The sequence below is a fragment of the Streptomyces roseirectus genome (genome assembly GCF_014489635.1).
GTDB lineage: Bacteria > Actinomycetota > Actinomycetes > Streptomycetales > Streptomycetaceae > Streptomyces > Streptomyces roseirectus.
In genome coordinates, this window is sequence record NZ_CP060828.1 from 5,972,091 (window position 1) to 5,994,668 (window position 22,578).

The 22,578-nt window shown below is 69.9% G+C and carries 25 protein-coding genes; 13 read left to right on the forward strand and 12 right to left on the reverse strand.

The annotated features are described in order from the left end of the window. Nucleotides 1-19: 19 nt before the first annotated feature. The 4 genes from IAG44_RS25445 to IAG44_RS25460 form a co-directional block, all read right to left on the reverse strand. On the reverse strand, nucleotides 20-1,279 hold the full coding sequence (locus tag IAG44_RS25445) for a betaine/proline/choline family ABC transporter ATP-binding protein (protein WP_246562077.1): 1,260 nt from the start codon (nucleotides 1,277-1,279) through the stop codon (nucleotides 20-22). After that, nucleotides 1,272-1,919: an ABC transporter permease gene (locus IAG44_RS25450; protein ID WP_187749386.1), complete on the reverse strand. Its 648-nt coding sequence runs from the start codon at nucleotides 1,917-1,919 to the stop codon at nucleotides 1,272-1,274. The genes IAG44_RS25445 and IAG44_RS25450 overlap by 8 nt, the downstream gene beginning before the upstream one ends. A 16-nt stretch (nucleotides 1,920-1,935) precedes the next feature. Further along, nucleotides 1,936-2,403, reverse strand: coding sequence for an Lrp/AsnC family transcriptional regulator (locus IAG44_RS25455; protein ID WP_187749387.1), 468 nt, complete (start codon nucleotides 2,401-2,403; stop codon nucleotides 1,936-1,938). Between the two features lie 168 nt (nucleotides 2,404-2,571). After that, complete coding sequence (locus tag IAG44_RS25460) at nucleotides 2,572-4,134, reverse strand: tetratricopeptide repeat protein (protein WP_187749388.1); 1,563 nt, start codon at nucleotides 4,132-4,134, stop codon at nucleotides 2,572-2,574. Between the two features lie 96 nt (nucleotides 4,135-4,230). On the opposite strand from IAG44_RS25460, the gene IAG44_RS25465 reads away from it, so the two are divergent. Beyond that, complete coding sequence (locus tag IAG44_RS25465; protein WP_187749389.1) at nucleotides 4,231-5,607, forward strand: FAD-binding oxidoreductase; 1,377 nt, start codon at nucleotides 4,231-4,233, stop codon at nucleotides 5,605-5,607. A 301-nt stretch (nucleotides 5,608-5,908) separates the two neighbouring features. On the opposite strand, the gene IAG44_RS25470 is transcribed toward IAG44_RS25465, so the two are convergent. Beyond that, nucleotides 5,909-6,385 carry an SsgA family sporulation/cell division regulator gene (locus tag IAG44_RS25470; RefSeq protein ID WP_187749390.1) on the reverse strand — a complete coding sequence of 159 codons (477 nt, stop codon included), beginning with the start codon at nucleotides 6,383-6,385 and terminating at the stop codon, nucleotides 5,909-5,911. A 228-nt stretch (nucleotides 6,386-6,613) separates the two neighbouring features. Here IAG44_RS25470 and IAG44_RS25475 point away from each other — a divergent pair, with 228 nt between their 5' ends. Further along, nucleotides 6,614-8,194 carry an RDD family protein gene (locus tag IAG44_RS25475; RefSeq protein ID WP_187749391.1) on the forward strand — a complete coding sequence of 527 codons (1,581 nt, stop codon included), beginning with the start codon at nucleotides 6,614-6,616 and terminating at the stop codon, nucleotides 8,192-8,194. 89 nt (nucleotides 8,195-8,283) lie between these two features. Next, a complete protein-coding gene (locus IAG44_RS25480) occupies nucleotides 8,284-9,021 on the forward strand; it encodes an RDD family protein (protein WP_187749392.1) in 738 nt (245 codons plus the stop codon). Between the two features lie 109 nt (nucleotides 9,022-9,130). On the opposite strand, the gene IAG44_RS25485 is transcribed toward IAG44_RS25480, so the two are convergent. Then, complete coding sequence (locus tag IAG44_RS25485; RefSeq protein WP_187749393.1) at nucleotides 9,131-9,382, reverse strand: hypothetical protein; 252 nt, start codon at nucleotides 9,380-9,382, stop codon at nucleotides 9,131-9,133. 366 nt (nucleotides 9,383-9,748) lie between these two features. Between IAG44_RS25485 and IAG44_RS25490 the strand changes: the two genes are divergently transcribed. Continuing rightward, nucleotides 9,749-12,091 (forward strand): immune inhibitor A domain-containing protein, encoded by a 2,343-nt coding sequence (locus tag IAG44_RS25490; RefSeq protein ID WP_187749394.1) that lies wholly within the window; start codon nucleotides 9,749-9,751, stop codon nucleotides 12,089-12,091. Between the two features lie 121 nt (nucleotides 12,092-12,212). After that, nucleotides 12,213-12,524 carry a hypothetical protein gene (locus IAG44_RS25495; protein ID WP_187749395.1) on the forward strand — a complete coding sequence of 104 codons (312 nt, stop codon included), beginning with the start codon at nucleotides 12,213-12,215 and terminating at the stop codon, nucleotides 12,522-12,524. Nucleotides 12,525-12,599: 75 nt separating this feature from the next. On the opposite strand, the gene IAG44_RS25500 is transcribed toward IAG44_RS25495, so the two are convergent. The 5 genes from IAG44_RS25500 to IAG44_RS25520 all read right to left on the reverse strand — a co-directional run bounded on the left by IAG44_RS25500 (nucleotide 12,600) and on the right by IAG44_RS25520 (nucleotide 16,223). Further along, the gene (locus IAG44_RS25500) at nucleotides 12,600-12,791 is read right to left on the reverse strand and encodes a hypothetical protein (protein ID WP_187749396.1); all 192 of its coding nucleotides are present in this window, start codon (nucleotides 12,789-12,791) and stop codon (nucleotides 12,600-12,602) included. Between the two features lie 175 nt (nucleotides 12,792-12,966). Further along, nucleotides 12,967-13,614: a dihydrofolate reductase family protein gene (locus IAG44_RS25505; protein WP_187749397.1), complete on the reverse strand. Its 648-nt coding sequence runs from the start codon at nucleotides 13,612-13,614 to the stop codon at nucleotides 12,967-12,969. Between the two features lie 79 nt (nucleotides 13,615-13,693). After that, nucleotides 13,694-13,900 (reverse strand): cold-shock protein, encoded by a 207-nt coding sequence (locus IAG44_RS25510; protein ID WP_187749398.1) that lies wholly within the window; start codon nucleotides 13,898-13,900, stop codon nucleotides 13,694-13,696. 264 nt (nucleotides 13,901-14,164) lie between these two features. Next, the gene (locus IAG44_RS25515; protein ID WP_187749399.1) at nucleotides 14,165-14,752 is read right to left on the reverse strand and encodes a nicotinamidase; all 588 of its coding nucleotides are present in this window, start codon (nucleotides 14,750-14,752) and stop codon (nucleotides 14,165-14,167) included. Nucleotides 14,753-14,876: 124 nt separating this feature from the next. Then, complete coding sequence (locus IAG44_RS25520; RefSeq protein WP_187749400.1) at nucleotides 14,877-16,223, reverse strand: nicotinate phosphoribosyltransferase; 1,347 nt, start codon at nucleotides 16,221-16,223, stop codon at nucleotides 14,877-14,879. Between the two features lie 56 nt (nucleotides 16,224-16,279). On the opposite strand from IAG44_RS25520, the gene clpS reads away from it, so the two are divergent. The 8 genes from clpS to IAG44_RS25555 all read left to right on the forward strand — a co-directional run bounded on the left by clpS (nucleotide 16,280) and on the right by IAG44_RS25555 (nucleotide 21,967). Next, entirely contained in the window at nucleotides 16,280-16,597 is a 318-nt protein-coding gene (gene clpS, locus IAG44_RS25525; RefSeq protein WP_187749401.1) for an ATP-dependent Clp protease adapter ClpS, read from the forward strand. A 72-nt stretch (nucleotides 16,598-16,669) separates the two neighbouring features. Continuing rightward, nucleotides 16,670-17,266 (forward strand): DUF2017 domain-containing protein, encoded by a 597-nt coding sequence (locus tag IAG44_RS25530; RefSeq protein ID WP_187749402.1) that lies wholly within the window; start codon nucleotides 16,670-16,672, stop codon nucleotides 17,264-17,266. A 289-nt stretch (nucleotides 17,267-17,555) separates the two neighbouring features. Continuing rightward, entirely contained in the window at nucleotides 17,556-17,960 is a 405-nt protein-coding gene (locus IAG44_RS25535) for a hypothetical protein (protein ID WP_187749403.1), read from the forward strand. Between the two features lie 425 nt (nucleotides 17,961-18,385). Further along, nucleotides 18,386-19,825 (forward strand): amino acid permease, encoded by a 1,440-nt coding sequence (locus IAG44_RS25540; RefSeq protein ID WP_187749404.1) that lies wholly within the window; start codon nucleotides 18,386-18,388, stop codon nucleotides 19,823-19,825. A gap of 171 nt (nucleotides 19,826-19,996) precedes the next feature. Continuing rightward, nucleotides 19,997-20,419, forward strand: coding sequence for a M67 family metallopeptidase (locus IAG44_RS25545; protein ID WP_187749405.1), 423 nt, complete (start codon nucleotides 19,997-19,999; stop codon nucleotides 20,417-20,419). Between the two features lie 123 nt (nucleotides 20,420-20,542). After that, nucleotides 20,543-20,638 (forward strand): putative leader peptide, encoded by a 96-nt coding sequence (locus IAG44_RS44570; protein ID WP_343075750.1) that lies wholly within the window; start codon nucleotides 20,543-20,545, stop codon nucleotides 20,636-20,638. Between the two features lie 92 nt (nucleotides 20,639-20,730). Then, nucleotides 20,731-21,009 (forward strand): MoaD/ThiS family protein, encoded by a 279-nt coding sequence (locus IAG44_RS25550; protein WP_187749406.1) that lies wholly within the window; start codon nucleotides 20,731-20,733, stop codon nucleotides 21,007-21,009. Nucleotides 21,010-21,016: 7 nt separating this feature from the next. Further along, nucleotides 21,017-21,967, forward strand: coding sequence for a PLP-dependent cysteine synthase family protein (locus IAG44_RS25555; RefSeq protein ID WP_187749407.1), 951 nt, complete (start codon nucleotides 21,017-21,019; stop codon nucleotides 21,965-21,967). Nucleotides 21,968-21,997: 30 nt separating this feature from the next. On the opposite strand, the gene IAG44_RS25560 is transcribed toward IAG44_RS25555, so the two are convergent. Beyond that, complete coding sequence (locus IAG44_RS25560; RefSeq protein WP_187749408.1) at nucleotides 21,998-22,402, reverse strand: type II toxin-antitoxin system PemK/MazF family toxin; 405 nt, start codon at nucleotides 22,400-22,402, stop codon at nucleotides 21,998-22,000. Nucleotides 22,403-22,578: the final 176 nt, after the last annotated feature.

Sequence of the window (22,578 nt, forward strand, 5' to 3'; positions counted from 1 at the left end):
GAGTGCGTCTCGCGCGTGCTCACGCCTTCTCCTCCCCGCCGTCGCCCTCCTGCTCGGCGTGCGTCTGCGCCGCCCGCGCCTCCTCCAACTCGTGCTGGTGCTCCATCGCTTCGAGCCGGTCGGCCTCCAGCAGCTCGTGCACGGAGTTCATCAGCGTCTCCATGTCGACGACGCCCGTGTACTCCCCGCGCCGCCCGGTCACCGCCGTGCGCCCCGAACTGTCGGTGAGGACGGCCTCCAGCGCGTCCCGCAGCGTCGCGTCCCGGGTCACCGTGTCGTTGACCAGCGTCCCGGCGCGCGCCAGCGAACCCTTCGCACGCATCAAGTCCCCGCGCCGCAGCCACTTGTAGGGCCGGCCGCGCTTGTCGAGGAGCAGGATCTCGTTGGTCCCGCTCTCGCGCAGCTTGTTGAAGATGACCTGGAGCGGATCGTCGACGGTCACCGTCGGATAGTCGGTGATCGGCACGTCCCGCACCCGCGTGAGGTTCAGCCGCTTCAACGCCGCACCCGCGCCGACGAACCCGGACACGAAGTCGTCGGCGGGGTTGGTGAGGATCGCCTCCGGGGTGTCGAACTGCGCGATGTGGGACCGCTCGCGCAGCACCGCGATCCGGTCGCCCAGCTTGATCGCCTCGTCGAAGTCGTGCGTGACGAACACGATCGTCTTGTGCAACTCGTGCTGGAGCCTGATGAGTTCGTCCTGAAGGTGGTCGCGCGTGATCGGATCGACGGCGCCGAACGGCTCGTCCATCAGCAGGACCGGCGGATCCGCCGCCAACGCCCGTGCCACGCCCACGCGTTGCTGCTGGCCGCCGGACAACTGCCGTGGATAGCGCCCGTGGAACTCGCCCGGGTCGAGCCCGACGAGGTCCAGCATCTCCTCGACCCGCTCCTTGATCCGGCCCTTGGACCAGCCCACCATCTTCGGTACCAGCGCGATGTTCTGAGCGACCGTCATGTGCGGGAAGAGGCCGGACGACTGGATCGCGTACCCGACCTTGCGGCGCAGCTTCACCGGGTCGATGTCGGTGACGTCCTCGCCGCCGATCCGGATCCGGCCGCCGGACGGCTCGATCAGCCGGTTGATCATCTTCAGCGTCGTCGACTTCCCGCAGCCGGAGGGGCCGACGAAGATGACCGTCTCGCCTGCCTTGATCTCCATGTTCACGTTGTCGACGGACGGGTTGGGGTTGCCCGGGTAGCGCTTGCTCAGGTTCTCCAACTCGATGGAGGCGCCCAGGGATTCGGTGGGCCGGGTGGGCTCTGGCGTCTCAGACACGGATCCCCCTAGGAATCGTCAGCCGCCCGATCAGGACGTACACGGCGTCGAACAGCAGCGCCAGGACGACGATCCCGAGCGTCCCGGCGAGCACTTGGTTGAGCGCGTTCTTGCTGCCCAGGGACGCGACCCCGCGGAAGATCTCGTTCCCGAGGCCCGGCCCCGAGGCGTACGCGGCGATCGCGGCGATGCCCATCAGCATCTGCGTCGCGACCCGGATCCCGGTCAGGATCGGCGGCCACGCGAGCGGCAGTTCGACCTTGACCAGCCGGGCCGGACGGGACATCCCGATGCCCTTCGCGGCGTCCACCAGCGAGGGGTCGACCCCGCGCAGCCCGACGATCGCGTTCCGCACGATCGGCAGCAACCCGTACAACGTGAGAGCGATGACCGTAGGGGGAACCCCGAGACCGACTACGGGTACGAGCAGGCCGATCATGGCCAGCGACGGGATCGTCAGGATCGTCGAGGTCGCGGTCGTCGCGAGGTTGCCCGCCCACTCACTGCGGTAGGTGAGCACCCCGATCAGCACCCCGATAGCGGTCGCCAGCAGCATGCACTGCAGGACGGCGCTCGCGTGCTGCAACGCGTCGGTCAGGAGTTGCTGATGCCGGTTGCCCAGGTACTCCCAGAAACTCACTCACCTTCACCTCAGCTCACTCGCGCGACGCCTCCTCCACCAGCGGGATGATCCGCAGCGGCACCGGGTTCTCCATCACGATCGCGGTGGAGGCCCGGACGATCCCATCAAAACCGACAACCAGGTCGATCACCCGCTGGAGATCCGCGTTCGACCGCGCCACCAGCCGGCACAGCATGTCCCCGCTGCCGGTCGTGGTGTGCAGTTCCAGCACCTCGGGGACCTCGCTCAAGTGCGCCCGGATCGCGGGCCCTTGGCCCTGCCGGATCTGGAGCGTCGCGAACGCCGTCACCGGGTAGCCGAGGGCCGCCGGATCGACCTCGGGACCGAATCCGCGGATGACTCCATTCGACGTAAGCCGGTCGAGGCGGGCCTGCACCGTGCCCCGCGCCACGCCGAGCCGCCGGGACATCTCCAGGACCCCGATCCGGGGCTCCCGCGCCAGCAGCACGATGATCCGCCCGTCCAGCTGATCGATCCCCATGAACCGGCCTCCTCGGTGGTCGCCCTGTGCGGAAGGGGTGGCCTGGTGGCTCTCCCCTGTGCATATTGCCTGCGGGCGGGGTGATCTGCTGCGCACTTTGCGAACCCGGGGTGACCGGCACATCTGCGGCGCCGACGACGAGAGCAGGCCGGGCGAGGGGACCCCCTCCTATCCCCTACGGGGCTTACTGGTCTTACGGGACTTGGGCGCGGGCACGTTCGGCGGTTCGCCCACCGCCGCCAGCTCCGCCCGCGCCCGTGGAGCCCACAGCGGCGAGAAGGCCGGGTTGATCCGCAGCGCGTCCGCCAGATGCCGGCGAGCGGGCCCGTGCTTCCCCAACTCCCGCTCGATCACGCCCCGGTGGAACACGTACGGCGCGCTGCGCACCCCGCCGCCCTTCGTGCCGTCCGTCGCGATCGACGCGTACCAGAGGGCCTTCTTCGGCTGCCCCGCCCGGTACAGCGCCCAGCCCAGCGCGTCCGCGACCGCGATCCCCGGCTGCCGGCGCCACTCGGCGCGCAGCACCCGCACGGCGGCCTCCGGGTCCCCGTGGTCGGCCTCCAGCCGGCCCAGCACCAGCGCGTGGTCGACGCCGGCCGCGCCGTCCTGGCGGACCCGGGCTCGCACCCTCTCGTACTCGGCGCGGGCGAGTTCCGCGAGGCCCATCGCCTCGTACAACTCACCGAGTTCCAGGGCGTATTCGGGCAGCGGCTGGCCCGCGAGGGCGGACTTGTACGCGGCCGGCGCCTCCGTGGCGCGGCCCAGCGCGGCGAGCGTCCTGCCCTGCCCGGCGTGTGCCGCCCGCTGGTCGGGGTCGAGGCGTACGGCCTCCTGGAAGTGGCGCAGGGCGTCCGGCAAGTCGCCGCGTTCCCAGGAGAGTTGCCCGGCCTGGGTCAGCAACGCGGCCTGTTCGGCGGGGGACTTGGCCCTGGCGCTCGCGTCGTACAGCACGGCCGCCGCGTCCTCGCGCCAGCCCCGGTCCCGGTACACCGCCGACGCCTTCGCCTGCACGGCCGGACCCGAGTGCAGCTCCATGAGCTTCTCCAGGGTGGCGCGGGCCTTCTTGTAGTCGCCGAGCCCGGTGTACGCGTCGATCAGCGGGCCGTACGCCGGCCAGCTCTTCGGCGCCGCCTTCACCGCGGCCTCGCCCCACTCCTTCGCGCCCCGGAAGTCCCGGCGGGCGGTCGCGAGGGCGGCGAGGCCGGTGAGGGCGTCGGCGGTGCGGGCCGCGCGCAGCGAGGTGCGCAGGGCGTGTTCGGCCTTCGGGTAGAAGACGGCCGCGTCGCCCGTCCGCCGCCCGCGCTCGACGTACGCCGCGCCGAGCACCGCCCACGCGGGGGCGTCGCCGGGGTGCCCGCGCACGAACGCCTCCCGCTCGCCGATCAGCGCCGCGAGGTCCGGAAGGGCGGCGGCCGTGCCGGTGGTGACGGCCGCGTGCGCCTGGGCGCCGGGGGCGGGGGCCGGGGTGGTGCGGGCGGTGTCCGGGGACTCGCCGGGGAGGAAGAGGAGGGCTCCGCCGGTGAGGGCGAGGCAGGCGGCGAGGGCTGTGAGGAGGCGGGGGTTCAGGCGGCGGGGGCGGCGGAGGTTCAGGTGGCGGGGGTGGGGGTGCCCGGAGGTGGCTCCGGGGTAGGGGGTGTGGGCGTCCTGCTCAGGTCGTACGGGGTGCAGGGGCTGCGCCGGGCGCTCGGTCGGGTCCGGGCCGGGCGGCGTCGAGGCGCGTGGGCTGTGCATGGGCTCACTGTGCGTCCATACGACGAACACATCACGTCACCCGATGGCTCGTGCGGCGGGGTTCACACCGATGGCCCCGGGTGCGACGCTGTGATCATGAGCCGTTCCGAAGGTCTTCTCGCCCGACTCCGCGACGGCCTCCCGGCCGAAGCGCTCCTCACCGACCCCGATGTCACCGCCTCCTACGCCAACGACATGGCGAGCTTCTGCCCGGCGGGCACGCCGGCCGTCGTCGTCCTGCCCCGGAGCGTCGAGCAGGTCCAGCACGTCATGCGGGTCGCGACCGAGCTGGGGGTACCCGTAGTACCCCAGGGGGCCAGAACCGGGCTCTCCGGCGGGGCCAACGCGTCCGAGGGATGCGTGGTGCTCTCCCTCGTCAAGATGGACCGGATCCTGGAGATCAACCCCGTCGACCGGATCGCCGTGGTCGAACCCGGCGTCATCAACGCGACGCTCTCCCGCGCCGTGAACGAGCACGGCCTCCACTACCCGCCGGACCCCTCCAGCTGGGAGATGTGCACGATCGGCGGCAACATCGGCACGGCCTCCGGCGGGCTGTGCTGCGTCAAGTACGGGGTCACCGCCGAGTACGTCCTCGGCCTCGACGTCGTCCTCGCCGACGGCCGTCTGATGTCCACCGGACGGCGTACCGCCAAGGGGGTAGCGGGGTACGACCTGACGCGGCTGTTCGTCGGCTCGGAGGGGTCGCTCGGGATCGTCGTGGGAGCCACCCTCGCGCTGAAGCCCCAGCCTCCTCAACAGCTCGTCCTCGCCGCCGAGTTCGCCTCCGCGCGGGCCGCCTGCGACGCCATCTGCGCGATCATGGAAGCCGGGCACCTGCCCTCCCTCCTCGAACTGATGGACCGCACGACCGTCAAGGCCGTCAACGACCTCGCGAACATGGGGCTGCCGGAGACGACGGAGGCCCTGCTGATGTGCGCCTTCGACACCGCCGACCCCGCCGCCGACCTCGCCGCGGTCGGCGCGCTGTGCGAGGCCGCCGGGGCGACGCAGGTCGTCCCCGCCGACGACGCCGCCGAGTCCGAACTCCTCCTCCAGGCACGCCGACTGGCCCTCAACGCGCTGGAGGCGGTCAAGGGCACCACGATGATCGACGACGTCTGCGTCCCCCGCTCCCGCCTCGGCGACCTCCTCGAAGGCATCGAGCGCATCGCCGAGGAGCACAAGCTGACCATCGGCGTCTGTGCCCACGCCGGGGACGGCAACACCCACCCGACCGTCTGCTTCGACGCCGGCGACCCCGACGAGTCCCGCCGGGCCCGCGAGTCCTTCGACGCGATCATGGGCCTCGGCCTCGAACTCGGCGGCACCATCACCGGCGAGCACGGCGTGGGCGTCCTCAAGAAGGAGTGGCTGGCCCGGGAACTGGGACCCGTAGGACTTGAGATGCAGCGCCGGATCAAGGAGGTCTTCGACCCGCTGGGCATCCTCAACCCGGGGAAGCTGTTCTGAGGGTGCGGGGGAGCAGGGGTCGCCGGGTGGGCGCTGCTGCCGGGCCCTGACACCCGGCAGCCCGGCACCCGGACAGTCCGGAACCCGGCAGCCCGGCGCGTGGCCCGTGCCGGAGCGGCCGGGCGTACCCCTGTGAGACCCGTACACCCTGTGAGACCCGTACGCCTCGTGAGACCCGTACGCCCCGAGAGGTACGCCGAGCCGGGGGCAGGCCGGCGTACCTCCTGAGAGCTACCCCAGCCGCCGGGGGCGGGGCGCCGTACGGGTCCGGTGTCGTCGTACCTCCGGGTGACCGCGCTCCTCACTCGCCGTCCTTCGACTCGTCCGAGGGCCACGGGTCGCGCAGCCACAGGTCGTCGGCCGGGGTGACCGCGAGCAGCTCGGCGAGGCCGTCGTCGAGGCCGAGCCGCTCGCCCTCAGAGCCCGGGGGGACCGCCCTCAGGGTGCGCTCCAGCCAGGCGGAGACCTGGGCGGCGGGGGCTTCGAGCAGGGCGTCGCCGTCGGGCGAGCTGAGGGCCATCAGGACGACGCTGCGGCCGTCCACCTTCGTCGGCCAGACCCGGACGTCGCCGTGGCCGCACGGCCGGAAGACCCCCTCGACGAGGAGTTCGCGGGCGAACGTCCAGTTGACCGGCTGGCTGGAGTTGATGTGGAAGGTGACGTGGATCGCGAAGGGGTCGTCCGAGCGGTAGCTCAGCCGCGCCGGCACCGGGATGCTGCGCTCCGGCGACAGGATCAGCTTGAGTTCCAGCTCCCGCTCGACCACGGTGGGGTGCATGTCCGTACTCCTCTCTGAGCGGCCCCGGAGTGGGCCCGCGCGAGGAGAGAGCGGCTTTCCGGCGGAGCATTACGCGGGTTCGGAGAAGTTTTTTCCGAACGGGTGACGGCGCTGTGCGAGCCCGCCCGTAATGGGACCGGTACGGGCGGACTGGCGCTGCCGCGCGCGCCGGTCTGATAGATGTGGACACCCCCAGCCCACCACCGAGCAGATAGCGGGACGACGGACATGAGCGCCCCCACCCCGGCCCCCGGCGACGACAGGCCCCGCGAGGGCTACTACCCGGACCCGTCCATCCCCGGATACGTCCGGTACTGGAACGGTGCCGCCTGGGTACCCGGCACCAGCCGCCCGGCCCCGTCCGACGGCCGCCCGCTCACGCCCCCCGCAGGTCCTACGGGGTCTACGGGTACTACGGGTCCGGCCGCCGTCGAGGAGACCGGCCCGCACTTCTTCGACGAGGACCCCGAGCCCGCCTCCGCGTGGGCCGCCGACGCCGCCCGCCAGTCCGGCTTCGGCGGCGACCAGGACCGCCGCGTCTCCTGGGGCTCCCCGCAGTCCCCCGACCCCCGCGCGCCCATGGACCCCCGGGTGCCCGCGCAGCCCGCCGGTACCACCGGCGCCGCCTCGCCACCCGCCGATCGTGAGTCCGGTTCCGACGGCGACCACGGCACGGTCACCTTCCGCGCGCCGGTCCCGCGTACGGGGGAGCAGCGGGGGGCGGGCGCGGCGCAGGCCGGGGGCACGGCGTCCCCGGCGAAGCCCGGCTTCGGCGCGGGGAAGGCGGCCGCGGCACGGGCGGCGGCTCAGCAGGCGGGGGCCGGTGCGGGGGGCGTAGGCGCCGGGGGCGTCGGTTCCGGCGGTGCCGGTGGCGCGTCCGGGGCGGCCGGTTCGGGTGGCGTGGGCAGCGCAGGTGGTGTGGCCGGCGCGGGTACTACGGGTAGTACGGGTGCGGCGGCGACGTCCCGTCCCGGCGGCGTGGCCGAGGGCGCGCCCAGTACCCGTAATACCCCTGGCACCCCCGGCGCCAGGCCAGCCGCCCCCGCGTTCCCCGGCGCCCCCACGGCTCCGGGCACTCCTGGTACCCCTAGTACCTCCGCCCCCTTCGCCTCCGGCCCCGCTGCCTCCGCTACCCCCGCCGCGCCCGCCCCCACCCCCGCCTTCCCCCAGCAGCCCGGCGCCCCCCTGGCCCCCGGCCCCGGCGGCGGCCAGCACTCCTGGGCCCAGCAGGTCCACCAGCTCGCCGCCGACGAGCAGCAGCAGCCGGTGACCCCCTGGCGCCCCCCGGTGGAGGACGTCTTCCAGGCCGCCGCCCGGCGTCAGGCGTCCGCCCGCCCCGCCGGCCTCGGCAAGCGCTTCGCCGCCCGCCTGGTCGACACCCTCCTCCTCGCCGCCGTCACCGGCGTCGCGGCCGTCCCGCTCGGCGTCAAGGCGGTCGACCACGTCGACGCGAAGATCGACGAGGCGAAGCTCTCCGGCCGGACGGTCACCGTCTGGCTGCTGGACGGTACGACCTCCGTCTACCTGGGCATCGTCCTCGCCGTGCTCCTCGTCTTCGGCGTCCTGTACGAGGCGCTGCCCACCGCCAAGTGGGGCCGCACGCTCGGCAAGAAGCTGTTCGGCCTGGAGGTGCGGGACATCGAGGGCGGTGAGCCGCCGTCCTTCGGGGCCGCGCTGCGCCGCTGGCTGGTCTACAGCCTGCCGGGGCTGCTGGTCGTAGGGGTCGTAGGGGTCGTCTGGGGGCTGTTCGACAAGCCCTGGCGCCAGTGCTGGCACGACAAGGCCGCGCATACGTTCGTCGCGGGATGACCCCGTACCGCACTCGGCGCATCTGACTCGGTCCCTCGTCCGGCCTTCCGCCGGATGCGGATCCGCGTACTTCGCGGTGCACTCGGGCCATGACCTCCGAACCGCCCCCCGGCTCCGGCGGACAGCCACCGGAAGACGACCCGTTCAGGAAGCAGCAACCGCCCTCGCAGAACCCCTCAGGGGACTCCTACGGGACTCAGCCCCCGGCAGGCGGCGACCCTTACGGGAGCCCGTACGGGAACCAGCAGCCCCCTTCCGGGGCCCCGTACGGCTCCCCCTACGGGAACCAGCCCCCGTCCTACGGGCAGCCCGCCTACCCGGGCGGCCCCTACGGGAACGACCCCTACGGCGGCGCCCCCCAGGGCAACGACCCCCTCGCCGGCATGCCCCCGCTCGCCCCCAGCGGCAAACGCACCCTCGCGCGGATCATCGACATGATCCTGGTCGGCGTGGTGGTCGGGCTGCTCACCTGGGCGTTCCGGGTCAACGAGTACGACATGAGCGGCGACGACGTCGACTACGGCAAGTCGTTCTGGCAGTCACTGGTCGCGGCGGTGCTCTACATCGCGTACGACACGGTCCTGACCGCCCGCACGGGACAGACCCTGGGCAAGAGGTGGCTCGGGATGCGGGTGGCGAACCTGGAGAACGGCTCGAACCCGTCGACCCAGACGGCGCTCGCGCGGGCGGCGGTCCTGTGGGTCCCGTTCGCGTTCTGCTGCGCCTGCCTGTGGACCGCGATCTCCGGCGGCTGGAGCTTCTTCGACCGCCCCTACAAGCAGGGCCTGCACGACAAGGCCGCGAAGACGGTCGTGGTGAGCGTCTGACGCCAACTGCGCCGACGCACAAAAGAATTGGCCAACAGGCCGCGTGCACAGCACAGTAGAGGGCCCGGGTGTCTCAACCCGGGCCCTCTGCCGTGCAGTACAAGGAGTTCTAGGGCGCCACCGGCTCCTTCGCCGGGTGGTCGGCCGTCGAGCGGGCCACCACGGGGGAGGCCGAGCGCGCCGCGCGCGACGCCCTGGCCGGAACCGTCATGGCGACGAGCAGACCGAGGGCGAGGGCCGCGACGGCGATCACCGCGACACCTGGACCCGAACTGGTCTCTGACAGCAGCAGCATGGCCAGCGTCGAAAGGATGACGGTGCAAGTACCGTACGTGAGCTGTGCGACAGTCGGACGAGGCATGGCAATCGTGTCCTCGGATGCGGGGGAGATCTCGACTCTAATCGCGTGCATGCCCGAGTGGAACGAACGGTAAGCGTGACCTGACGCACGGGCCCGGAGCACAGGGGGCGCACGGAGTCATGGGGGCCGGTCGGCAGGCCGGGGCGCGCGCCCGCGACGTGAACGCCGTGTGTCCGCAATGCGAACGCCGTCTTCTAATAGTGCACGTTTCATGGTCGAGTCAAGGTCTGTCTTTTCTTCTCATGCGGTAGTCAAATGACGGCACTTGGCTATACACGCGTATCCCCCGTGCGCAGATCCGGCATGTCCTATGTCATGCCCATGTCACCATTTGCGCGGGCCGGTACGTGCAGGGGAGGACATCAAGTGACCAGCAGATCCTGGACGTTCAGAACGTCGGCCATCGCCGTCGCCCTCGCGGCGGCCTCGGCCACGCTCTCGACGTACGCCGTGGCTCAGGCTGCCGAACACGGCAGCGCGGGGGCCCCGGCGGTGGACCGGCACGACCCGCAGCCGGTCGCGGCCCACGAACACGACTTCGACGGCCCGCTGAGCAAGACGGTGGAGGCGCAGCGCGAAGAGGCCCTGAAGCAGGTCATATCCGGCGAGGCGGCGGTCAGGAACCGCGACGGCTCGAAGGTCGTGCAGCTGAAGAGCAGGAAGGGCGAGGGCAAGTACGTCGAACTGGGCCGCGAGAAGACCGACAAGATCTTCACGATCCTCGTCGAGTTCGGCGACCAGGTCGACCCGCGCTACGGCGGCACGCCCGGCCCGCTGCACAACCGGATAGCGAAGCCGGACCCCGCGGTCGACAACTCGACGGCCTGGAAGGCCGATTACAACCGCGAGCACTTCCAGGACCTGTACTTCGGCGCCGGTGAGGCGTCGGTCAAGACCTACTACGAGAAGCAGTCCTCGGGCCGCTACTCGGTCGACGGCGTCGTCCAGGACTGGGTCAAGGTCCCCTACAACGAGGCCCGTTACGGCTCCAACGACGCCCCGCAGGGCGCCTGGTACGCGGTGCAGGACGGAGTCAACGCCTGGACCGCCGACCAGAAGGCGGCCGGGAAGACCGACGCGGAGATCAAGGCGACCCTGGCCGAGTACGACCAGTGGGACCGCTACGACTTCGACGGCGACGGCGACTTCAACGAACCCGACGGCTACATCGACCACTTCCAGATCGTGCACGCCGGCGAGGACGAGTCCGCGGGCGGCGGCGCGCAGGGCACCGACGCGATCTGGGCGCACCGCTGGTACGCCTTCTCCAGCGACTCGGGCGTCACCGGCCCCGCGAACAACAAGCTCGGCGGCACCCAGATCGGCGACACCGGTGTCTGGGTCGGCGACTACACCATCCAGCCCGAGAACGGCGGACTCGGCGTCTACGCCCACGAGTACGGCCACGACCTCGGCCTGCCCGACCACTACGACACCGACGGCGGCGAGAACTCCACCGGCTTCTGGACGTTGATGTCGTCCGGCTCCTGGCTCGGCACCGGCAAGAACGAGATCGGTGACCTGCCCGGCGACATGACCGCCTGGGACAAGCTCCAACTGGGCTGGCTGGACTACGAAGTCGCCAAGGCGGGCGTCAAGTCGACGCACAAGCTGGGCGTCGCCGAGTACAACACGAAGAACCCGCAGGCCCTCGTCGTCCAGCTCCCGGAGAAGGAGGTCACGACCGAGATCGTGCCCCCGGCCCAGGGCTCGACGCAGTGGTGGAGCGGCAGCGGCAACGACCTGCGCAACACGCTGACCCGCGCGGTCGACCTGACCGGCAAGACCTCGGCCGCGCTGTCCCTCGACGGCTGGTGGGACATCGAGAAGGACTTCGACTACCTGTACGCCGAGGTCTCCACGGACGGCGGCGCGACGTACACGCCGCTCGACGGCACCCTCGCCGACGGCACCGCGATCACGCGCGACGGCAGCGGCCGTCCGGCCCTCACGGGTTCGGTCGACGCCTTCCAGAAGCTGACGTACCCGCTCGACGCGTACGCCGGCAAGCAGGTCTCGCTGCGCTTCCGCTACCAGACGGACGGCGGCGTCGCGCTCAAGGGCTTCGCCGCGGACCGGATCACGGTCACCGCGGACGGCGCGACGGTCTTCTCGGACGACGCGGAGAGCGCGGACGCCGCGTGGACCGCGAACGGCTTCTCGCGGATCGGCGCGGCCATCAAGGACAGCTACGCCCAGTACTACCTCGCCGAGAACCGCCAGTACGTGTCGTACGACAAGACCCTCAGGGTCGGCCCGTACAACTTCGGTTTCACCGACCCCAAGGCCAAGTGGGTCGAGCACTACCCGTACCAGAACGGTCTGCTCATCTGGAAGTGGGACACCTCGCAGAAGGACAACAACACCAGCGCCCACCCGGGCACCGGTCTGGTCCTTCCGGTGGACTCCCACCCCACCCCGCTGAAGTGGTCCGACGGGACCCTGATGCGCAACCGCATCCAGTCCTTCGACTCCACCTTCAGCTGGTACCCGACGGACCGGATCACCCTCCACAAGGCGGGCGTCCCGACGACGATCAAGGCCCGTCCCGGGGTCCCGGTCTTCGACGACGGCAAGTCGAGCTACTACGACGAGTCGAGCCCCTACGCGGGCGTCAAGATCACTGACACCAACACCTCGATCAAGATCGTCAACGAGCCGCTGAGCGGCCGGACGGTCACGGTGAAGGTCGGCCCCTCGGCGAAGTAGTCGGCATCTTCGCAGGTCAGAAGCGTATCGGCGGCAACCCCCTGGCGGGTTGCCGCCGATCGTGTTTAGGTGCCTCCTGTGTACTCCTTATTGACACCGACCGGCACGGGGGTATGACCGCATGGCCACAGGAGGCTTCTCGAAGCTGCCCGGCGGGACCGTCGTGGTGGCCCTGAACCTGCCCAGCCCGGCCACCGCCGACGCGGTCGTCCGCATCCTCGTCCACGCCACGAACCGGGCTCGCGCCCTCACCCGCCTACGCAATCTGGGTCTGCGCGCGGTGTACCTGAGAGGTAACGCCGCCCCGCCCACCCCCGACGAGATCACCGCCGTCCTCCACCATCCCGACGGGCTCATATGGCGCACCGACGGCTCCATGGAACTCTGGCACCCGATCCGGGCCCTGATGCGGGGCGGGGTGGTGAGCCGGTAGGTCACCCTCAGGTAGCCCGTACTCAGGCGTGAGGGGCGCTGTGCGGAGACGGCGGCCCCCAGGGGCTCTGTGGCCTCACCCCTCCGGGAAAGCCCGTACGGCATCCGTCGCCGCCCGGTACTCCTCCCTCAGCCGCCGGGCCTCCTCGCAGTCCACACCCTGCAGTCGGCACGTCCCCCTGCAGGAGGCCGCGTGGGTGAGCCAGGTGCGGTAGAGGGCCGCCGCGCGGGTGTGCGGCGGGTCCTCGGGAGCTTCGGGGGGTGTCATCACCGTGGGGTCCCCTGTCGTTCCGGGGCGCTTCGCCTGGGGTGGGGCGGGGCGCCGGGGTTGTGCGGTTGTCCTGTATCACGGACGTTGGGGTGATTGCGTTCAAATGGGCGGGGTTGTGGGCCGGAACAGCCCGCCCCGGTCGAGGGCGGGCTCAAGTTCGTGGCCGCTCGGGTCACTTCCGCCAGAAGAGGTGGTGGGTGACTCCGCTGGGGCTAGGTACGACGTCCAGGTGGAAGCGGTCGAGGAGGTCGTCCGGGGTGTCCCAGAGGCGCAGGCCCGTGCCCAGCTTGATGGGGGAGACGGCGATGTGGAGCGTGTCGACGAGGTCGGCGTCGAGGAACTGGCGGACCGTGGAGACGCCGCCGCCGAGGCGGACGTCCTTGCCCTGGGCGGCTTCCTTCGCCTGCGCGAGGACGGCGGCCGGGTCGCCGTCGACGAAGTGGAAGGTCGTGTCGGAGAGGGTGATCGAGGGGCGGTGGTGGTGGGTCATGACGAACACCGGTGTGTGGAAGGGGGGTTCGTCGCCCCACCAGCCCTGCCACTCGTGATCGGCCCAAGGCCCGCGCTGGGGGCCGAACTTGTTGCGGCCCATGATCTCGGCGCCGATGTTGTGCGAGAAGTCCCGGGTCAGGTAGTCGTCCAGCCCCCGGGTCCCGCCGGGCTCCGTACGGTTGGGCCAACTCGCCGTCGCCCCGGCCCACTTGAAAAGCCGCTCCGGCTCCACACCGTCCCCGAACGGACGTTCGAGCGACTGGTTCTCGCCCGCACCGACCCCGTCGCTGGAGACGTTGAAGTTCTGGACCTTGAGTAGCTGGGGCATGGGTTCCTCCTGTGCCGACGACAACACGGAATGAGACTCGCCGGACGGCGAAAAGTCATCGGCACAGGACGGAGAAGTTCTAGACCCCGCGGACGTCCGATGCCTGCGGGCCCCGCTGGCCCTGCGTCGTCTCGAACTCGACGCGCTGGTTCTCCTCCAGGTTCCGGAAGCCCGTCCCCACGATCGCGGAGTAGTGCACGAAGACGTCCGCGCCACCGCCGTCCGGAGAGATGAACCCGAACCCCTTCTCCCCGTTGAACCACTTGACGGTCCCCTGCTGCGGCATCGACTGCCCCTTCCTGATCACGCGGATGAAGTGCGAGCCGATCCTGCCCCACCGCACACCACAGGAAACCGAACGAACCGAGGTGACCGAACTGCCCCACGAGACCCGTGAGTTCACCGAGGGAACGGCGGAACTGCCAGACAGCGCAACGGAATCACCCGCCGACGGCACGCCGAACTCGCCCGCGACGACGCTCCCGGCCCCGCCCGCCGGCAGCGCACGCGGCCTCCCCGCGACACACCGCCCCGCCCGGAAAGCCGCCCCTCACACCACCGGCTTCCCCGCCAACTCCACCCCCGCGCCCCGCAGTTCCTCCACCGCCCGCTCGGTCGTCTCCTTCGCGACCCCGGCGGTGAGATCCAGCAGCACCTGCGTCCGGAACCCCTCCCGCGCGGAGTCGAGCGCGGTCGCCCGCACGCAGTGGTCCGTGGCGATCCCGACGACGTCGACCTCGTCGATCTCCCGCTCCCGCAGCCAGTCCGCCAGCGACACCCCGTTCTCGTCGACCCCCTCGAACCCGCTGTAGGCGGCCGAGTAGGTCCCCTTGTCGAAGACGGCGTCGACCGCGCCGGAGGCGACGGCGGGGGCGAAGTTGGGGTGGAATCCGACGCCTTCCGTGCCCGCGACGCAGTGCGCGGGCCAGGAGTCGACGAAGTCGGGCTCGTCGGCGAAGTGCCCGCCGGGCGCGATGTGGTGGTCGCGGGTGGCGACGACGTGGCGGTACCCGGTGCCGGCGGCCTGGCCGATCAGCTCGGTGATGGCGGCGGCGACGTCGGCACCACCGGATACCGCGAGGCTGCCCCCCTCGCAGAAGTCGTTCTGCACGTCTACGACGATCAGTGCGCGGCGCATGGTCGGTGTCCTTCGGCTAGTGGGGGGCGGGGGGAGGAGGCGCCTATGGGGGTACCTCGGTACTGCACGGGGGGTACCTCAGTACTACGGGGAGTACATCGGTGTGCGGGGGCGGCACACCGGCCTAACTACCCGACCTCCCCACCAGGTACTCCGTCGGAAGAACCGGTTCCCCTCGGGAGAGCTGCGTCGCCGACAGGGGCAGCCCGGCGCGCGCGGCGATGTGCCGGTCGCGGACCACGTCGAGCGGTTCGCGGGCGACGACCTCGCCGCCCTTCACGAGCTGGACGAGGAGCTGGTGGTCGGCGAGCTCGGCGGGGACCGGCCCGGTCCCGACGACCTCGGCCTCGGCGACCCCGTAGGGGTCGGGCCTGCGGGCCGCCCACTTGCGCCCACCCAGCGAGGTCTTCCCCCCGGAGGACTTCTTGGCCACGGGTACCAGGGGCGCCTTCGGGTCGGCGGACTCCGCCCGCGCGACCAGCTTGTAGACCATCGAGCACGTCGGGTGCCCCGACCCGGTGACGAGCTGCGTACCGACCCCGTACGCGTCCACCGGAGCCGCCGCGAGCGACGCGATGGCGTACTCGTCGAGGTCGGAGGTGACGATGATCCGCGTATCCTTCGCGCCCAGCGCGTCCAGTTGCTGTCGTACGCGATGGGCCACGAGGAGCAGGTCGCCCGAGTCGATACGGACGGCGCCGAGTTCCGCCCCGGCTACCTCCACGGCGGTACGGACGGCCTCGGCGACGTCGTACGTGTCGACCAGGAGGGTCGTACCCCTGCCGAGGGAGTCGACCTGGGCGCGGAAGGCGTCGCGCTCGGTGTCGTGCAGCAGGGTGAAGGCGTGGGCGCTGGTGCCGACGGTCGGGATGCCGTAGCGGAAACCGGCGGCGAGGTCGGAGGTGGTGGTGAAGCCGCCGACGTACGCGGCGCGGGCGGCGGCGACGGCGGCCAGCTCGTGGGTGCGGCGGGCACCCATCTCGATCAGGGGGCGGTCCCCGGCCGCCGAGGACATGCGGGACGCGGCGGCGGCGATCGCGGAGTCGTGGTTGAGGATGGAGAGGATCACGGTCTCCAGCAGCACGCACTCCGCGAACGACCCCTCCACCCGTAGTACCGGAGAGCCAGGGAAGTACACCTGACCCTCGGGGTAACCCCAGATGTCCCCGGAGAAGCGGTACGCCGCCAGCCAGTCCAGCGTCTCGTCGTCGACGATGCCCCGCTCGCGCAGGAAGCCGATGACGCCGGAGTCGAAGCGGAAGTTCTCGACGGCGTCCAGGACCCGGCCGGTGCCCGCGACGACGCCGTAGCGGCGCCCCTCGGGCAGGCGCCGGGTGAAGACCTCGAACACGCTGCGCCGCTCGGCGGTGCCCGCGCGCAGGGCGGCCCTCAGCATCGTCAGCTCGTACTGGTCGGTGAAGAGCGCCGTGGACGGGACGTCGACCGGCAGCCCAAGGTCCGCAGGGTTCATGCAGCGGATCGTACTCCCATTTCGTCAGTGTGACGATTTCTGGGTCGCGTGGCAGCATGGGGCGTGTGACGTCACCCGCTCCCGCAGAGATCGAACGCACCGAGACGGTGGAGGAGGTCTTCGCCGTGGCGGAGCCCGACGTCCCCTGGGTCACGATCGTGCACAACGACCCCGTCAACCTCATGAGCTACGTCTCGTACGTCTTCCAGACGTACTTCGGCTACAGCAAGGACAAGGCCACCAAGCTCATGCTCGACGTCCACCACAAGGGCCGGGCGGTCGTCTCCAACGGGACCCGCGAGGAGATGGAACGCGACGTGCAGGCGATGCACGGGTACGGGCTGTGGGCGACGCTCCAGCAGGACCGCAAATAGTCCAGGACCGCACATGGTCCCCGTAGTCCCCCCTCCCGCGCCCCCTACACCGAAAGTGCTACGACCGGTTTCATGCCAGGCATCTTCGAACCGCTCCCCGGCGGCGGCGCGGCCGTCGCGCTCGACGACGTCGAGATCTCGATCATCCGCTCGCTGGCCGTCCAGCTCCTGGAGCTGATCGGCCCCGGCCCGGCCGAGGACGCCTCCGGCGACCCGCTCGCCGAACTCTTCGCCGAGGGCCCGAGCGAGCCGCCGTCCGACCCGGTGCTGCTGCGGCTCTTCCCGGACGCCTACACCGACCCCGAGGCGACCCCGAAGCAGCGCGACGAACAGCGGGCGCACTCCGCCGAGTTCCGCCGTTTCACCGAGAACGACCTGCGCGCCGGCAAGCGCGAGAACGCCCTCGCCGTCGTCCGCTCCCTCGACGAGCTGGACTCGGACGGCGTCGGCGGCGCCGTCCTCAAGCTGTCGCCCGACGAGTCCCGCCGGTGGCTCGGCGCCCTCAACGACCTGCGCCTCGCGATCGGCTCCCGCCTCGACATCACCGCCGAGGACGACACCGACCTCCTCTACCACCTCCCGGACGACGACCCCCGTAAGCCCATGGTCATGGCATACCTGTGGCTCGGAGGTCTCCAGGAGACCCTGGTGGGCACCCTGATGCTGTGAGATGCCCATGTCTGACCAGTCGACGGCAACCATGGCCACCGGCTGTCGTCGTATACTCGAGAAATTTTTTCTGCAAAGCTCAGCGGAGCCTCAAATCCGGATAACGAACCGGAATCGAGATGTCCAATTTGTGAACGAATCGAGACTTGATCCTCTTTTTCGAGTGATCTTCTTCACTCGCAGCCGACGCCTTGCATGATAAAATTTTCCTACGCTGGCGATCTTCAACGGCTGTAAACGTTGTGAATCGCGAGGTGTAATTCGTTCGCTGACCAACCATGGGGGCTTCATGTCTAAGAAAATGCTTGCAAAGTTGGCGACACTGTCGGCGGTTCCCGTAATTGTGGTGGGTGTCGGAACCCCTGCCTCGGCCGCCAATCAGAATGTCAATCTGACCGTCAATTCCGTCCTTCGTGGCAGCCTGTACTTCTACGAAGACGGAGACAGGTTTGGGCTCTGGGATGACAGTGCGGACGGCTATGGCACGCGGGCGTACGTAGAGTACTGGCGGAATCCCGCTGTTACTTACTACCCTCTCACCTCCTGGTCCAACGGGACGGGGGCGCGCAGTGTGGTTTACAAGACCGTGGATCTCAACACCTCGGACACCTACAGGATGAAGGTGTGCACGACAGGCGATGCGGGGGCTACGATCAAGTGCTCGTCCTGGAAGTACTTCCAGGCTTCTTCGTGATCGCGTCAATCGGATGAGCATACGGGGCATCGCACCATGAAGTGGGCGGAACCGCTCCAGAGGCGGTCTCCATCCTTCTTTGGTGAAACTTATTCTATAGGTTGTGGATTTTTTATGTTCACATCGGCGGATGCTCAGATCTGAATGGCGATTCGATCACCGCACTGGCATCTTGTGTCCAGTGCGGTGATCGTTTATCTGATTTTCCTGCGGCGTGCATCACGTTGCGCTCGCGTGATTAATCTTGCGGACGTGATAAATCTGCATGATCGCCCGACAGGCACTACTTGTATGTTCGGTCGGGTGCGTCACCGAGCCGGTCATCGCCGGCCAGGCATATTGCTCCATTCAGTCCGGGGGGATCGAGATCCGGTCCGAGGCCGACGAGAGGCCCGGTTCGGTATGGAGAAAGGCGCATCACGGATATGACCTCCGCTCAGGTCGAAGAAGGTTCGGGGACTGCCCCGAACCAGTCGGAAGAGGGATACGAGCGCGGGCTCGGCAGCCGCCAGGTCCAGATGATCGCGATCGGCGGCGCCATTGGCGTCGGCCTCTTCCTGGGAGCTGGGGCGAACATTGCCAAGGCTGGCCCCAGCCTCATCTTCATGTACGCCCTTGCGGGCGTGATCATCTTCTTCATCATGCGGGCGCTCGGCGAGCTCCTACTCTACCGCCCGGTCTCGGGATCCTTCGCCGAGTACTCGCGCGAGTTCCTCGGCCCGTTCTTCGGCTACTTCACTGGCTGGACGTACTGGCTGATGTGGGTCGTCACCGGCATGGCCGAACTCACGGCTGCCGCGATCTACGTCGACTACTGGTTCCCGGCTGTCCCGCGGTGGGTCACCGCCCTGGTCTTCCTGGTGATCCTTTTCGGGGTCAACCTGATCTCGGTGAAGGTCTTCGGCGAGCTGGAGTTCTGGTTCTCGATGGTCAAGGTCACCGCCCTGATCGGCATGATCGTGATCGGCCTCGGCGTGCTCACCTTCGGTTTCAGTGCCGCCGGTGACACTGCCGCCGTCTCCAACCTCTGGGCCTTCGACGGCTTCTTCCCCAACGGCGTCGGCTCGTCCTTGATGACCCTCCAGGGCGTCATGTTTGCCTACCTCGCGGTCGAACTCGTCGGTGTCACGGCAGGTGAGTCGGAGAACCCGGAGAAGACGCTCCCCAAGGCGATCAACAGCCTGCCGTGGCGTATCGCGCTTTTCTACGTCGGTGCCCTCACCGTCATCCTGTGCGTGGTGAAGTGGACCGAGTTCGCGGAGGGCGTCAGCCCCTTCGTGAAGGCCTTCGCGGTGATCGGCATCCCGACCGCCGCTGGCATCGTCAACTTCGTCGTGCTGACTGCGGCCCTCTCCTCCTGCAACTCCGGCATGTACTCCACCGGCCGCATGCTGCGGAACCTGGCAGAGAGCGGCGAGGCGCCGACAGCCTTCAAGAAGCTGTCCGCCACGAAGACGCCAGCCCTCGGCATCCTGGTCTCGGTTGTTTTCATGGGTATTGGCGTGATCCTGAACTACGTCGTCCCCGAGAAGGCCTTCGGATACGTCACTTCGGTCGCCACCGCGGCGGGTATCTGGACCTGGCTGATGATCCTGATCAGCCACGTCCTCTACCGCCGCGCGGTGGTCGCGGGCCGTCTGCCCGCCTCTTCCTTCCCGGCGCCGGGCGGCTCGGTGTGCTCGTACATTGCGATCGTCTTCCTGCTCTTCGTGACGGGCCTGATCGCGTACGACGCCGACTCCCGCATCTGTCTGTACGTGATGGCGGGCTGGGCGACGGCGCTCGGCGTGGGTTGGGCCGTGCTGAAGTCTCGTAACCCGGGGATCGCGGGTCGGCCGGAGCCGGAGTTCGACAAGGTCGGCTAGTACCCGTAGTACCCGTAGGGGGGCGGCGCGGTCCGACCGGGCACGGCTCGTGGTACCCGTAGTACCCGCACCCGCCCCCTCCGGCACACCCCGGCAGGCCCCTTGTCCGGCATATGGGCCCCGTAGTACCAACCCTCGGTACTACGGGGCCCTCTGCTTATCCTGGCGACCATGCTGACCATCACCCAGGCCCTCCACGACCAGATCGTCGCCCACGCCCGCAAGGACCACCCCGACGAGGCGTGCGGAGTCGTCGCGGGCCCGGCGGGCTCGGACCGCCCCGAGCGGTTCATCCCGATGCTGAACGCCGCCATGTCGCCTACGTTCTACGAGTTCGACTCCGGCGACCTGCTGAAGCTCTACCGCGAGATGGACGACCGCGACGAGGAACCCGTCGTCATCTACCACTCCCACACCGCGACCGAGGCGTACCCCTCCCGCACCGACATCAGCTACGCCAACGAACCCGGCGCCCACTACGTCCTCGTCTCCACCGCCGACACCGACGGCAACGGGCCCTTCCAGTTCCGCTCGTTCCGCATCGTGGACGGCGAGGTCACCGAGGAGGAGGTCGAGGTCGTCACGGCGTACTGACCGGGAGCCCCGTACCCCGCGGGTATGCCGGGGGACCCCGTACATCTCAGGTACTGGTCGTCATACGTCCGGCATGTGGAAACGCCTTCCGGAAGGCGGGACGGGAATCGATACGATGAGCCCATGGTTGTGAACGACGTGAGCATGAGGGCGCCGGGCGAACTGCTCGTGGCGCGGCTGCACGTCGACCTGTGCAGGTGCGCCGCCGCCATCTGTTGACGCCGGCCCTGCCCGCGCCGTACGCCCCGTAAGGCCCCGGCGCTCACACGCACGTCCCCGCGCCGCCCACCTTCCGACAGGAGCCCTGAGCCATGGCCATCGAGGTCCGCATCCCCACCATCCTCCGCCAGTACACCGACGGCGCGAAGGCCGTCGAGGGCGCCGGGGAGACCCTCGCCGACCTGTTCTCCGACCTGGAGACACGGCACACGGGCATCCAGGCCCGCATCGTGGACGACGGCAAGCTGCGCCGCTTCGTCAACGTCTACCTCAACGACGAGGACGTCCGCTTCGTGGACGGCATCAACACCAAGCTCACCGACGGCGACACGGTGACGATCCTGCCGGCCGTCGCCGGCGGCATGGCCTGATACCGGCATGCGCTACGACTCTCCGCTGGCCGCGGTGGGCAACACCCCCCTGGTGCGCCTGCCGCGGCTGTCGCCGTCCCCCGAGGTCTCGATCTGGGCCAAGCTGGAGGACCGCAACCCCACCGGCTCCGTCAAGGACCGCCCCGCCCTGCACATGATCGAGCAGGCGGAGCAGGACGGCCGGCTCACCCCGGGCTGCACGATCCTGGAGCCCACCAGCGGCAACACCGGCATCTCGCTCGCCATGGCGGCCCGGCTCAAGGGCTACCGCATGGTCTGCGTGATGCCCGAGAACACCTCGCAGGAACGCCGCGACCTGCTCGCCATGTGGGGCGCCGAGATCATCCCGTCCCCGGCGGCGGGCGGCTCCAACACCGCCGTCCGCGTCGCGAAGGAACTCGCCGCCGAGCACCCCGACTGGGTGATGCTCTACCAGTACGGGAACCCCGGCAACGCGGGCGCCCACTACGCCACCACCGGCCCCGAGATCCTGGCGGACCTCCCGACGGTCACCCACTTCGTCGCCGGCCTGGGTACTACGGGAACCCTGATGGGGGTCGGCCGCTACCTGCGCGAGCACAAGCCGGACGTCAAGATCGTCGCCGCCGAGCCGCGCTACGACGACCTCGTGTACGGGCTGCGCAACCTCGACGAGGGCTTCGTCCCCGAGCTGTACGACGCCTCCGTCCTCACCACCCGCTTCTCCGTCGGCTCCGCCGACGCCGTCACCCGCACCCGTGAACTCCTCCAGCAGGAGGGCATCTTCGCGGGCGTCTCCACCGGCGCCGCCCTGCACGCGGCGATCGGCGTCGGCCGCAAGGCCCTCGCGGCGGGGGAGAGCGCCGACATCGTCTTCGTCGTCGCGGACGGCGGCTGGAAGTACCTCTCGACGGGGGTCTACACCGCGGCGACGACCGAGGAAGCGATCAAGACGCTACAGGGCCAACTCTGGGCGTAGTACGGGAGTACGAGCCGTACCCGTAGTACCTCAGGTCAGGTGACGGACCTGGTCCCACAGAGCCGGGTCCACCACCCCGACCCTCCGGCGCAGGTCCCCCACCGGGATCCGCCGCAGCTCGTCCGTCTCCAGGAAGCTCGCCCGCCCCTGCGCGTCCCCCACGGCCCCCGGCGGCAGCGGGATCACCCCGGACCGCTCGTCGCGGAACCGGCCGCTGATGTTCACGACGGTCACGTACCCCCGGCGCACGGCCAGCACCAGGCACGGATGCTCGTCGCCGGCCCACCAGATCTCCGACGGCCGGGGATCGACGTCCGCACGGCCCGCGCGACGGCCGTCCCGCCGGGGCCGCACCCGCCCCCAGCCGTCCACGAGCGTGGCGACCAGCGCGAGCAGCACCACCGCCACGAGCGCCAGCCACCAGGACGTGTCCATGAGGACGACGTTACCGGCGCGCGCCGCGCCCCGCGCGCCCTCCCGCGACCCCCACACGCCCCACTTCCAGCCGAACCGGTGACACCGCAGGTGAGTTCGCCCACAACGGCCCCTGGCAACGGCGCGAAGGGGGGTTTTGCGCCTTACGCTCTACGGACCGCACGACCCCCGACGCC